Raw genomic sequence first — 12,657 nt, forward strand, 5'->3', positions numbered from 1 at the left:
AGGGAGTGCTCCGCGCGGAACGGCTGATTATGCTTAAGCGTGCGCGGTCGTTCGGCGCACGGTGGTGTAGCGGATCGCGCGCCCGCCGACCTCCTGCCGCACCAGCTCGAACTCGGCCTCCTGCGGCGGCCGGTTGACGAGGAAGGAGATCCGCACCGACTCCCAGCCATGGCTGGAGTCGAATCCGCTGATGCGGATGTAACGGTCGCCGTACACCCGGCGGCATTCGGCAAGTTCCATCATCACGCCGGCGGCGTCCTGAAGGTCGAACATCGGCAGGCCCCACATCTCCCAATAGGTGTTGCGCGGATGCGGATCGTCGGTGAACTCGATGTTCACCGCCCAGCCGTTGGCGAGGCAATACTGCACCTGCCTGGTGATCTGGTCGTCGGTCAGATCGGGCAGGAACGAGAAGCAGCCCTGGGTCAATTTCATGTCGCGTCTCCTCAAACGGTTTCCAGCGCGGTCGGAACGAAGTCCGGCGTGTCGGTGGACTGATAGTTGAAGGTCACGTCCTTCCAGACTTCGAGCGCGGCCTTCAGTGGCGTGCAGGTCTCCGCCGCCCTGGCCAGGATCTCCGGACCCTCATGGACGTAGTCGCGACCCTCGTTGCGGGCGAGGATCATCGCTTCCAGCGCGACGCGGTTGGCGATCGCACCGGCCGCAATCCCCATGGGATGGCCGATGGTGCCGCCGCCGAATTGCAGCACGACGTCTTCCCCCAACAGGTCGAGCAACTGATGCATCTGGCCGGCATGGATGCCGCCGGAGGCCACCGGCATCATCTTGTTGAGGCTCGCCCAGGACTGGTCGAAGAACAGGCCGTGCTCGAGCTTCATCGGATTGAAATCCTCGCGGCAGACATCGTAATAGCCGCGCGTGGTGTTGGGATCGCCTTCGAGCTTGCCGACCACCGTGCCGGCATGGATGTGATCGACGCCGGCAAGCCGCATCCATTTGGCGATGACGCGGAACGACACGCCGTGGCTCTTCTGCCGCGTATAGGTCGAGTGGCCGGCGCGATGGAGATGCAGGATCATGTCGTTGCGGCGCGCCCATTTCGCCATGGACTGGATCGCGGTGTAGCCGATCACGAGGTCGATCATGACGATGCACGATCCGAGCTCCTTGGCGAACTCCGCGCGCTCGTACATGTCTTCCATCGTCCCGGCGGTGATGTTGAGATAGGTTCCCTTCACCTCGCCGGAAGCGGCCTGCGCACGGTTCACGGCCTCCATGCAATAGAGGAAGCGGTCGCGCCAGTGCATGAAGGGCTGTGAGTTGATGTTCTCGTCGTCCTTGGTGAAATCGAGCCCGCCCTTCAGCGCTTCGTAGACCACGCGGCCGTAATTGCGGCCCGAAAGCCCGAGCTTCGGCTTCACCGTTGCTCCGAGCAGCGGCCGGCCGAACTTGTCGAGGCGTTCGCGCTCGACCACGATGCCGGTCGCCGGGCCCTGGAACGTCTTCACATAGGCGACGGGGAAGCGCATGTCCTCCAGACGTAGCGCCTTCAGCGGCTTGAAGCCGAAGACGTTACCGATGATCGAGGCCGAGAGGTTGGCGATCGAGCCGGGCTCGAACAGGTCGAGGTCATAGGCGATGTAGGCAAAGTACGAATCCGGCGAGCCCGGCACGGGATCGACTCGATAGCACTTTGCGCGATATTTCTCCGCCGCCGTCAGACGGTCGGTCCACACCACCGTCCAGGTTGCCGTCGAGGATTCACCGGCGACCGCTGCGGACGCTTCGATCGGGTCGACTCCCTCCTGCGGCGTCACGCGGAACAAGGCGATCACGTCGGTGTCCTTCGGCATGTAGTCGGGCTCCCAATAGCCCATGCGCTTGTATTCCATGACGCCCGAGCGATAGCGCTCCTTGCCGCGGACCGTGCCGGTATGTGCGTTCATGATTCTCTCCTCGTTTCTCTCTTCTGCTCTCTGAATGGTTCAGGCCGCGACGGGCTCGCGGGCGTCGATGCGCGGGTCGAGTTCGCCGGCGCGGTAACGTCGCGCCATCTCGCTCATCGGGATCACCTTGATCTTGCTTGCATGGCCGGCGGTGCCGAACTGCTCGAACCGCTCGCGGCAGAGCTCGCGCATCGCGTCCATCGCGGGCTTCAGGAATTTGCGCGGATCGAATTCGGATCTCGCTTGCGCGGCGACCTTTCGGAACACCGCGGTCATTGCCAGGCGGCAATCGGTGTCGATATTGACCTTGCGCACGCCGCTCTTGATGCCGCGGACGATTTCCTCCACCGGCACGCCCCAGGTCTGCGGCATCTCGCCGCCGAACTGGTTGAACATGTCCTGGAGCGGCTGCGGCACCGACGAAGAGCCATGCATGACCAGATGCGTGTTGGGCAGCCGGCGATGGATCTCCTCGACCACGCGCATCGCCAGAATGTCGCCGTCCGGCTTGCGGCTGAACTTGTAGGCACCGTGCGAGGTGCCCATCGCGATCGCGAGCGCGTCGACCTTGGTGGCGCGAACGAAATCGACCGCCTGGTCGGGATCGGTGAGCAACTGGTCGTGGCTGACCTTGCCCTCGACGCCATGCCCGTCTTCCTGCTCGCCACCGCCATGCTCGAGCGAGCCAAGCACGCCGAGCTCGCCTTCCACGGATGCGCCGACCCAATGGGCAAGATCGACGACGCGGCGGGTGATCGCGACGTTGTAGTCGTAGTCGGCCGCCGTCTTGGCGTCGGCCTTGAGCGAACCGTCCATCATCACCGAGGTGAAGCCGTGGGCGATGGCGCTGGCGCAGGTCGCCTCGTCATTGCCGTGGTCCTGATGCATGCAGAGTGGAATGTCCGGATAGGTCCGCTCCAGCGCGTCGATCATGTGCGAGAGCATGAGGTCGCCCGCATAGCTGCGCGCGCCGCGCGAGGCCTGGATGATCACGGGCGCATCGACCTCGGCGGCCGCCTGCATGATCGCGATGCCCTGCTCCATGTTGTTGATGTTGAACGCCGGCACCGCGTAGCCGTGATGAGCTGCGTGATCGAGCAATTGCCGAAGGGTGATACGTGCCACGGGAGATCCTCCTATTGTGCTTTGCCTGCGCGGGCGACCGCGCGCCGGGCTGCCTCTGCGATGCTTTGCGCCGTAATACCGAATTCGCGGTAGAGCACCGATGCCGGCGCCGAGGCGCCGAAGCCGCGCATGCCGACGAACTCGCCTTCGGCGCCGATCCAGCGCGGCCAATCGCCGAGCACGGCGGCCTCGATGCCGACGCGTGGCGCCGAGCCCAGGACGGTGGCGCGATAGTCCTCCGGCTGTTCCTCGAACAGGGCGAAACAGGGCGCGGAGACGACGGCCGCGCGGATGTGCTCGGTCGCGAGCAGACGGGCGGCGTCCAGCGCGATTGAGACCTCCGAGCCGGTCGCGATCAACGTGACATCGCGACCGCCGTCCGGCGTGACGACGAGATAGGCGCCATGTGCGACGCGGTTCCTGCCACGGGCATCACTGCGGAAGGTCGGCAGCGCCTGACGCGACAGGCACAGCACCGAGGGACGATCCTCGGCCTCAAGTGCGCAGTCCCACGCCTCCAGCGCCTCGACAGCATCAGCCGGGCGGAACACGAGAAGGTTCGGAATGACCCGCAGCGCGGCGAGATGCTCGACCGGCTGATGCGTCGGGCCGTCCTCGCCGAGACCGATGGAATCGTGGGTCATGACATGGATGACGCGCAGCCGCATCAACGCCGCAAGTCTGATCGCCGGCCGGCTGTAGTCGGAGAAGGCGAGAAACGTGCCGCCATAGGGAATGAAGCCGCCGTGCAAGGCGAGGCCGTTCATCGCGGCGGCCATGCCGTGCTCGCGGATGCCGTAGTGGATGTAGTTGCCCGCAAACGCGTCGCGCGTGACGGGAATCTGCGCCTTGGCGTGCGTCAGATTCGAATGCGTCAGGTCCGCGGAACCGCCGACAAGCCCCGGGATCGTCCCGGCGATACCGTCGAGCACCTGCTGCGAAGCCTGCCGCGTCGCGAGCTTCGGACGCTCGGTGGCGAAGCGCTCGCGCAATTTGGCCGCGGCCAGCGCATAGGCACCTGGCAGGGCAACGGCCTTGCCTTCGATGAACAGGTCGCGCTGCTCGGACGTCGCGCATTCGTAGCGATCGAGCCAGGCCAGACGCTCCACCTGTCCGCGCTGGCCGATCATCCGCCACGCTTTCAGGATCGGGATCGGCACGACGAAGGGCTGGTAGTCCCAGCCGAGCGTCCTGCGTGCCGCCGCCGTCTGCTCGACACCAAGCGGAGCGCCATGCGCCTTCTCGGTGCCCTGCCGGTCCGGCGCGCCATAGCCGATGATGGTGCGGCAGGCGATCAGCGAAGGGCTTGTCGTCTCGCGCTCTTCCGCAATCGCCTGCGCAACAGCTTCGGGATCATGCCCGTCGACGCGGCGCACCGACCAGCCCGACGCCGCAAACCGCGCAAGCTGATCGTCCGATGTCGCAAGCGACGTCGGCCCGTCGATGGAGATTCCGTTGTCGTCGAACAGCACGATCAGGCGGCCGAGTTGCAGATGGCCGGCGAGCGAGATCGCCTCCTGGCTGATGCCCTCCATGAGGCAGCCGTCGCCGGCGATCACATAGGTGAAGTGATCGACCAGACCATCGCCATGCCGCGCATTGGCCATGCGCTCGGCGAGCGCCATACCAACGGCAGTGGCAATCCCCTGCCCCAGCGGCCCCGTCGTGGTCTCGACTCCAGGTGTGTGGCCATATTCGGGATGGCCCGGCGTCTTCGAGCCCCATTGCCGGAACGCCTTGATATCGTCGAGGCTGACGGCGCCGCCGGTGAGATGCAGCAGCGCATAGAGCAGCATCGAGCCGTGGCCGGCCGACAGCACGAAGCGGTCGCGGTCCGGCCAATTGGGATGGGCCGAGTCGAATTTGAGGAAGCGCGAGAACAGCACGGTCGCGACATCGGCCATACCCATCGGCAGGCCGGGATGGCCGGACTGCGAGGTCTCGATGGCGTCGACCGCGAGGAAGCGGACCGCGTTGGCGAGATCGTTGTGGCTGACCGTGCTGAGGTCGGCTTCGGCATGGACGGAGATGTTCATCGAATTCTCCCCTTGTTCACTTCAGGTTTCGCTTGCGCTCGATGAGCTGCATGATCAGCGGCGTCAGGATCAGCTGCATCGCGAGGTCCAGCTTGGCGCCGGGACACACGATCGAATTGGCGCGCGACATCCAGCTGTGCGGCAGCATCGAGAGCAGATAGGGAAAGTCGATGCCGCGCGGGTTCTTGAAGCGGATCACCACCATCGATTCGTCCGGCGTCGGGATCCAGCGCGCGATGAACGGATTGGAGGTATCGACCGTCGGCACGCGCTGGAAGTTGATGTCGGTCTCGGAGAATTGCGGGCAGATGTAGTGGATGTAGTCCGGCATCCGCCGCAGAATCGTGTCGGTGACGGCCTCGGTCGAATAGCCCCGCGCGCTGCGGTCGCGGTGCAGTTTCTGAATCCATTCGAGATTGATGACGGGCACAACGCCGATCTTGAGGTCGGCATAACGCGCGACGTTGACCTTGTCGGTGACGACGGCGCCGTGCAGGCCCTCATAGAACAGCAGGTCCGAGTTTTCGGGCAGCCGTTCCCATTCGGTGAAGGTGCCGGGCGGCGCGCCGTGCAGCGCGGATTCTTCGGCGTCGTGAATGTAATGCCGCGTCGTTGCCGTACCGGTCTCGCCATAGTCGCGGAACGCCCGCTCCAATTCCTCGAACAGGTTGGTCTCGGGGCTGAAATGGCTGAAATGCCTGTTGCCGCGATCAGCCTCCTTCGCCATCTGCGTGCGCATCTCGGCGCGGTCGTAGCGATGAAAGGCGTCGCCCTCGATGTAGACGGCATTGACCTTCTCGCGGAAGAATATCTGCTCGAAGGTCTTCTTGACCGAGGTCGTACCGGCGCCGGAGGAGCCGGTGATGGAGATGATCGGATGCTTCCTGGACATTAGTCGCCTCCCATCACAGCCGGAAGAAGCCGCGCCGCGCGAACAGCGGCGCTGAGACGCTTGCGACGAGCAGCGGATCGCAGTGCAGTTCCGCAACGCGCCGCACTTCGTTGCTCGATCCCATGATCAGCGGCACGCGCTGATGCAGGCTGTCCGCGGCAAGGTCGAGGATGCGCTCGCGCCCGGTCGAGGCGGAGCCGCCGGCCTGCTCGATGATCATGGCCATCGGGTGGGCCTCGTAGGTGAGACGCAGGCGGCCGTCGCCATAGCCGGGGCGCGCATCGGACGGATAGAGGAAGACGCCGCCGCGGGTGAGGATCCGATAGGCCTCCGCGACCAGCGAGCCGATCCAGCGCATGTTGAAGTTGTGGTTTGCCGGCCCATCGACACCGGCAAGGCACTCGTCCACGAAGGCACGCACCGGCGGATCCCAGTGCCGGCGGTTGGAGGCGTTGATCGCGAACTCGTCGCAGGCCTCGGAAATCTGCACGGCGCTGCGCGCGAGACGGAAGCAGCCGGACCTGCGGTCGTAGGTGAAGATGTCGACGCCGTCGCCGAGCGTCAGCACCAGCGAGGTCTGCGGACCGTAGGTGACGAATCCCGCCGCAAGCTGCGCCGAGCCGCGCTGATGGAACGCGAGCGCGAGGTCGTCCGGGACCGGCAGGATCGAGAAGATCGTGCCGACGGTCATGTTGATGTCGATGTTCGAGGAGCCGTCGAGCGGATCGATCGCGATGCAGATCCTGGCCTCGCGGTCGCCGATCTGGGGCTCGCGCATTTCCTCCGACGCCAGAGCTGCGATCGGCAATTTGCCGAGGCAGCGGCGCAGGATCGCGTCCGCCCGGACGTCGAGGTCACGCTGGAGATCGCCGTCGCTGTTGCGCTCCGTGGTCAGGCCGGAGGCGTCCGCGAGATCTCCGGTGCCGATGAGATCGGCAATCTCGATCGCGGCCGCGGCTATGGCGTCGATGGCGGCGGCAACCGCCAGCGCGCGAGGTGCGGTCTCGGAATACCGTTGAAGGTGGTCGTCCAGCCTGATTTGCCCGGTCATCTGCGTCCATCCCCTTGCGGGCGCCGCATCCAGTTCCCTCCCCGGCGGAGGTCGGTGCGGTCGGTCCCAGCATCAGGAGATTGACAGCGACGGCTTAATAAGGAAAATTTCTATTCATAATGAGCGCCAAAGAATTTTCTTATAATGGCCCCAGCCATGCGGCGACCCAGCTCCGGCATCTGACGATCCGGCAGCTGCGCTCGCTCGCGGCACTCTCGGCCAAGGGCAGCGTCACGGCGGCCTCGAGCCATCTCGGCCTGACCCAGCCGGCCGTGACCCAGCAGCTCCGGCAGCTCCAGGATCTCGCAGGCCTGCCGCTGGTGCAGCGGACCGGCGACGGCATGCTGTTGACGGAGGCCGGCAAGGAGGTGTTGGCGCTGGCAGAGCGCGTCGAAGCCGCGATCGCGGACTGCCAGGGCGCGCTCGATCTGCTCGCCGGGCGCACCGGCGGCACGGTGCATCTCGGCGCGGTCTCGACCGCGAAGTACTTCGTGCCGCATGCGATCGCGGCGTTCACCAAGCGTTACCCGAAGATCGAGATCAGGCTCACCATCGGCAATCGCGAGGAGATCCGCGAGGCGATGCACGGCTACGACCTCGATTTCGCCGTGATGGGTCGGCCACCGGCCGACGTCAGCGTCGACGTGCGCCAACTCGGGCGCAATCCGCACATCATCGTCGCGCGCAAGGGGCACTGGCTGGAGAAGGATGCCGGCCTCAGCCTGACCGATCTCGTGCACGAGACCTTCCTCACCCGCGAGCCGGGGTCGGGCACGCGCACGCTGATGGAGGGCATGTTCCAGAAGTCGGATCTCGAGCCGATCATCGGCATGGAGATGAGCAGCAACGAGACCATCAAGCAGGCGGTGATCGCCGGGCTCGGCATCGCCTTCATTTCCGCCCACACCGTCGCGCATGAGCTGAGCGAAGGCCGGCTCATCGTGCTCGATGTCGCGGGCCTGCCGATCGTCCGGCAATGGTACGTGATCCGCCGCAGCGACAAGGTACTGCTGCCGCCGGCGCAGGCGATGTTCGATTTCCTGGGCTCGGAAGGGTCGAACTATCTGCCCGACATGCCCGAGCTCGGCGAGCGCTAGATTCAGCCCATCAGCTTCATCGCGACCGTCGCCGCCAGAATGACGATGATCTGGAGCAGGCGCTCAGTCGTAAAGATGCGGTTGAAGATGGTCATCGCTCGCCCCGGCCGACGTGAAGGAGATCCGGGCGACTTGCTATCATGCGCGGGCGCCGGGGTAACTCCGTAGTCGCCACGGATTCCGCCCCCGCCCAGAGCCAGCAATCGCCGATGGTCATCGCCGATCTCGTTGCGGCGATGGTTAACGATCAGGCCGCGCGTGGAGCGGCGCAATCCATCCGCGCGGCGAAATAGGCTTCCAGCTCCGTCAGCGCCCGGGCTTCCCATTCCCCGGCCTGCTCCAGCAGCGACCAGCTCTGGCTCGGCCGGAAGACGGCAGTCTGGCGGTAGAGCGATGCGATCCCGCGATAGCGGCGCACGTTCTCCAAGATGGCGTGCCCGTTTACCTGGCCGTTCATGTCCGAAAACTCCCTCGTCATTCCCACGAGAGAAATTGCGGCCAAATCTTTTTCGAAAAGTTAGCGGCGCAGGCGAAGCTCGCGAATGGTTGCCGGACTGTTGCGCCGGCGCAACGCGTCGCCCGCGCGCAAGGCCCGTTCATTGCGAATTCGTTGCCGCGCTCTCGCCCGACGCGCGAAGCCCGCCGCGGCTGATGATCGCCATCGTCTCGCGGCAGAGATCGGCAAGGCCGATCAGGAGCACGGCGAGCAGGAAGAACAGGTTGATGGAATCGGTATTCGCGCTGGTCAGCGGATTGAACTGGAAGTAGGGCGGCATGAATGCCCACCACACCACCGGAACGGTAAGCAGAGCCGCGAACACCGCAGCCGGCGCACCGGCCAGAAGTCCGACCAGGAAGATGCAGGGCAGGAATGTCGCGAAGTAGAGCTTTGCGCCGAGCACGACGCAGATGCCCTGAACCATGGCCGACACGGCCACGACCGCAAATCCGAACAGAAACGCCTGCCACGACCACGGCCGTAACCGCGGTACGCCAAACAGTCCCGCACGCCCCATAAGCCTCCCCCTGCCGCCCGTTAACCAGGCTCGCTTGCGACCTAAGTACTACAGCCGCACGGAAACCGCGAGACGGAAATGGCACCGTCGAGGGCTTGGTAAACGGCTGCGGCGCACGATCGTACCGCTACTCGGTGGCCGCATAGAGCAGGCCCGCGACCGGCAAGGCCAGGCCGATCGCCGACGCCAGCGTCCAGCCGCCCTGCGCGAAGGCCCAGGCGCCGACCGCGGAGCCGGCAGCGCCGGCGGCGAAGAACGTCGCCATGTAGAGGCCGTTGAGGCGGCTGCGATGTTCGTGCCCGAGCGCGAAGATGGCGCGGAAGCCGAGCACCACGTTGCCCTGGACGCCGATATCGATGGCGATCGCGGCCACCACCAGGCAGGCCAGGTTCAGCATCGAGCCGGCCGCGCCGATATAGGTCACGAGGAAGCCCGCAGCCGCGAGCAGCATCGCAACCAGCGTCGCAATGCGGCTATGGCCGCGATCGGCGAGCCGTCCCGCGATTGGCGCGGCGAACACGCCGGCGACACCGGCGAGCGCGAACAGCGCGATGCCGGTCTGAGAGAAGCCGAACGCGCCGGCGAGCTGGAGTGGCGCCACCGTCCAGAACAGGGTGAAGGCGCCAAACAGGCTCGCCTGGTAGAGGGCGCGGCGCCGCAGCAGCGGCATGGTCCGCACCAGATGCGGCATCGACAGCAGCAGCGTGCCATAATGCATGCGCGCAACGGGTTTGCGCTTCGGCAGCACCATCCAGAGCACGGCTGCGAGCACGATCATCAGCGCGGCTGAGGCGAAGAACACCGCATGCCACGACGACGCAGCCGTGACGAAGCTCGACACCGGCCGCGCCAGCATGATGCCGAGCATCAATCCGGTCGAGACGTTGCCGACGACGCGACCGCGGATGGCCTCGGGCGCGAGATGCGCCGCATAGGGAATGATGATCTGCACCGCGACCGAGCCGAGCCCGATGAACAGCGCGGCGATCAGGAACGGCAGCGCATGGGTGGCGAAGGCGGCGGCCAGCAACGCCGCGGCGCCGAGCGTGATGACGGAGCAGATCAGGGTCCGGTTCTCGACGAGATCGCCGAGCGGCACGATGAAGAGCAGCCCGGTGCCGTAGCCGATCTGCGTCATGGTGACGATCAGGCCCGCTGCGGCATGCGACAGGCCGAGCGCGGCGCTGATCGGGGCGATCAGCGGCTGGGCATAGTAGATGTTGGCGGCGACCATGCCACAGGCCGCGGCAAGCACGAAGGTCAGTCGCTGCGACACCGCATCCGGCTCGGGCGCGGTCTCGATCGTGGCATTCATCGTCATTTACAGGCTCCAGACATAGAGAACGATCGTTCCCTATATGACAAAAAATTCAGGCGAGCAGCTTCATCGCGACGCCGACCAGGCGCTCGCCGTCGAGCGACAGGCGCGCCTTGCCGACGACGCGCATGCCCTGCGTGATGCAGATCATCAGCCGCGCGGTGTCGTCGGCGTCGACATGGTGGGGAATCGAGCCATCGGCCAGCCCTTCGCGAATGAGGCCGGCGATGAAATTCTCGTTGGCCTTGAGCTGCGCATTGACGCGCGCTCCGACCACCGGGTCGAGCGTGGAGAGCTCGACCGCGCTGCCGACCACGAGACAGCCGCGCCGCCCCTCGCTGCCCTGGGAGTGCTCGACATAAGAGAGCAGCACATTACGCAGCCGCTCGCGTCCATTGCTGCCGCGCGCCGCGGCGCTGCGTGTCTGCTGCTGGCGCAGCGTGGTGTAGCGCTCGAAGGCGGCGAGGAAGACGGCGTGCTTGTCGCGAAACGCCTTGTAGACGCTGCCGGTCGCAAGCCGCATCGCCGCGGTCAGATCCCCGATCGAGGTGGCATGATAGCCGCGCTCGCGAAACACCCGCACGGCGCGGTCGAGCGCGGTGTCCATGTCGAACTCCCGGGGACGACCCGGCGGCCGGGCAATGGGCTGAGATCGGCGGGCGGTTTTTTGCATTGCGGGATAATAGGGAATGATTGTTTCCGAATAAAGACACGTGGTTGTGATTGATTGGGAACGACTACAATCGCCTCAAATCCGCTGTCGTCCCGGCGAAGGCCGGGACCCATACCGCGAGGTCTGTGGAGTATGGGTGGGTGCCAATCCCGAACGACCAATCTTCGCCAAACTCCTCCCTGGGGTTATGGGTCCCGGCCTTCGCCGGGACGACATGGGAGAGATTGCTTGCCAAGCAAGAAACCGATCACCCCTTCGCACGCACCGGCGTTCCATCCGCCATGATGGTCCGCCCCTTGCGTTCGACGATCAGTCCGTAGGCCCGGGGCTGGCGGTGGACGTCGAAATTGAAGGTGGTGCGCTTGTAGGAGTTGCAGAGATCGAGATCGCAGCGCGCCAGCGCGATCTCGTCGCCCTTCGTGGTGCACGAAGCGACGATCTCGCCCGAGGGCGCGATGATGCAGCTGCCGCCGATATGGTCCACGCCCTCCTCGATACCGGCCTTGGCGACGCCGACCACGAAGGTGCCGTTCTGATAGGCGCCGGCCTGCATGACCAGACGATTGTGGAACAGCGAGAGGTCGTCGTGCTCGGGCGCGGGCGGGTTGTGCACCGGCGTGTTGTAGCCGATCAGCACCATTTCGACGCCCTGAAGTCCCATCACCCGATAGGTCTCGCTCCAGCGGCGATCATTGCAGATCGCCATTCCCATCACGCCGCCAAAGGCCTCAGTCACGCCGAAACCGCCGCCGGGCTCGAAATAGCGCTTTTCCAGATGCTGAAACTTGCGCCATGGCTCGGGTTCGGCGTGGCCGGGCAGATGGACCTTGCGGTATCTGGAGACGATGGTGCCGCTCTTGTCGACCAGAATGGACGTGTTGTAGCGATGCAGCACGCCGGCTTCAGTCGCCAGCTCGGCGTAGCCGAGATAGAAGCCGATGCCGATTTCACGGGCCAGCTCGAACAGGGCCAGCGTCTCCGCCCCCGGCATCTCACGCTCGAAAAAGCCGTCGATCTCGGCTTGGTCCTCGAAATGCCAGCGCGGAAAGAACGTGGTCAGCGCAAGCTCGGGATAGACGATCAGGTCGCAACCATTGGCCCGCGCCTGGCGCATCAGGGCCATCAGCCGCGCCACCACCTCGGTCCTGGTCTCACGCCTCGCGACCGGGCCAAGCTGGCCGGCCGCGACATTCACAAATCTCGCCACGCGTCGTTCCTTCTTTCGGTGCTCGACTGACTTTGAGGCTCAACCTATCGCGCGACGCGCCGCGCGCACAGGCCGCTCTGCTGCTGAATCTGTGGACCCCCAAGATGCGCCTTCCAAGATGCGCCTTCCAAGACACGCCCTTCCAAGACACGTCTTTGCATTCTCGCGGCTTAATTCGCCCGAGCTTTGCTTCGTCTCACCACCCTCTTGAGCCAAGAGGGCGCAGGGAAGGCCGGGTGCCGGCTGGCACCCGCGGTCCGCTGCGCGAAAAGCACACGCAGGAAGAACCGCACAGCAGCATACAGGTGTAGCCAATCACTCGGCCTTCCCTGCGC

12 protein-coding genes are annotated in these 12,657 nt (G+C 65.3%); 1 reads left to right on the forward strand and 11 read right to left on the reverse strand.

Annotated elements, in window-relative coordinates; translation table 11 throughout:
- Positions 1-33: 33 nt before the first annotated feature.
- From ACXJMY_RS13325 to ACXJMY_RS13350, 6 genes are read right to left on the reverse strand one after another with little or no spacing between them, the layout of a single operon-like run.
- Positions 34-435 carry a ribulose bisphosphate carboxylase small subunit gene (locus tag ACXJMY_RS13325; protein ID WP_456619798.1) on the reverse strand — a complete coding sequence of 134 codons (402 nt, stop codon included), beginning with the start codon at positions 433-435 and terminating at the stop codon, positions 34-36.
- Positions 436-446: 11 nt separating this feature from the next.
- On the reverse strand, positions 447-1,907 hold the full coding sequence (locus tag ACXJMY_RS13330; RefSeq protein ID WP_456619799.1) for a form I ribulose bisphosphate carboxylase large subunit: 1,461 nt from the start codon (positions 1,905-1,907) through the stop codon (positions 447-449).
- A 39-nt stretch (positions 1,908-1,946) separates the two neighbouring features.
- Positions 1,947-3,032: a class II fructose-bisphosphate aldolase gene (gene fba, locus ACXJMY_RS13335; protein ID WP_456619800.1), complete on the reverse strand. Its 1,086-nt coding sequence runs from the start codon at positions 3,030-3,032 to the stop codon at positions 1,947-1,949.
- Between the two features lie 11 nt (positions 3,033-3,043).
- Entirely contained in the window at positions 3,044-5,068 is a 2,025-nt protein-coding gene (tkt, locus tag ACXJMY_RS13340) for a transketolase (protein WP_456619801.1), read from the reverse strand.
- A 16-nt stretch (positions 5,069-5,084) separates the two neighbouring features.
- A complete protein-coding gene (locus ACXJMY_RS13345) occupies positions 5,085-5,960 on the reverse strand; it encodes a phosphoribulokinase (protein WP_456619802.1) in 876 nt (291 codons plus the stop codon).
- Between the two features lie 13 nt (positions 5,961-5,973).
- On the reverse strand, positions 5,974-7,011 hold the full coding sequence (locus ACXJMY_RS13350; RefSeq protein WP_456619803.1) for a class 1 fructose-bisphosphatase: 1,038 nt from the start codon (positions 7,009-7,011) through the stop codon (positions 5,974-5,976).
- A gap of 119 nt (positions 7,012-7,130) precedes the next feature.
- Here ACXJMY_RS13350 and ACXJMY_RS13355 point away from each other — a divergent pair, with 119 nt between their 5' ends.
- Complete coding sequence (locus ACXJMY_RS13355) at positions 7,131-8,108, forward strand: LysR family transcriptional regulator (RefSeq protein ID WP_456619804.1); 978 nt, start codon at positions 7,131-7,133, stop codon at positions 8,106-8,108.
- A 247-nt stretch (positions 8,109-8,355) separates the two neighbouring features.
- Here the strand turns inward: ACXJMY_RS13355 and ACXJMY_RS13360 are convergent, their stop codons facing one another.
- The 5 genes from ACXJMY_RS13360 to ACXJMY_RS13380 form a co-directional block, all read right to left on the reverse strand.
- A complete protein-coding gene (locus ACXJMY_RS13360) occupies positions 8,356-8,565 on the reverse strand; it encodes a hypothetical protein (RefSeq protein ID WP_456619805.1) in 210 nt (69 codons plus the stop codon).
- Between the two features lie 139 nt (positions 8,566-8,704).
- Positions 8,705-9,124 (reverse strand): DUF4118 domain-containing protein, encoded by a 420-nt coding sequence (locus ACXJMY_RS13365; RefSeq protein WP_456619806.1) that lies wholly within the window; start codon positions 9,122-9,124, stop codon positions 8,705-8,707.
- A 127-nt stretch (positions 9,125-9,251) separates the two neighbouring features.
- The gene (locus tag ACXJMY_RS13370; RefSeq protein WP_456619807.1) at positions 9,252-10,445 is read right to left on the reverse strand and encodes an MFS transporter; all 1,194 of its coding nucleotides are present in this window, start codon (positions 10,443-10,445) and stop codon (positions 9,252-9,254) included.
- Between the two features lie 49 nt (positions 10,446-10,494).
- Positions 10,495-11,115 (reverse strand): TetR/AcrR family transcriptional regulator, encoded by a 621-nt coding sequence (locus tag ACXJMY_RS13375; RefSeq protein ID WP_456619808.1) that lies wholly within the window; start codon positions 11,113-11,115, stop codon positions 10,495-10,497.
- A gap of 247 nt (positions 11,116-11,362) precedes the next feature.
- On the reverse strand, positions 11,363-12,322 hold the full coding sequence (locus tag ACXJMY_RS13380; protein ID WP_456619809.1) for an N-carbamoyl-D-amino-acid hydrolase: 960 nt from the start codon (positions 12,320-12,322) through the stop codon (positions 11,363-11,365).
- Positions 12,323-12,657: the final 335 nt, after the last annotated feature.

It is taken from the genome of Bradyrhizobium sp. P5_C12 (genome assembly GCF_054049735.1).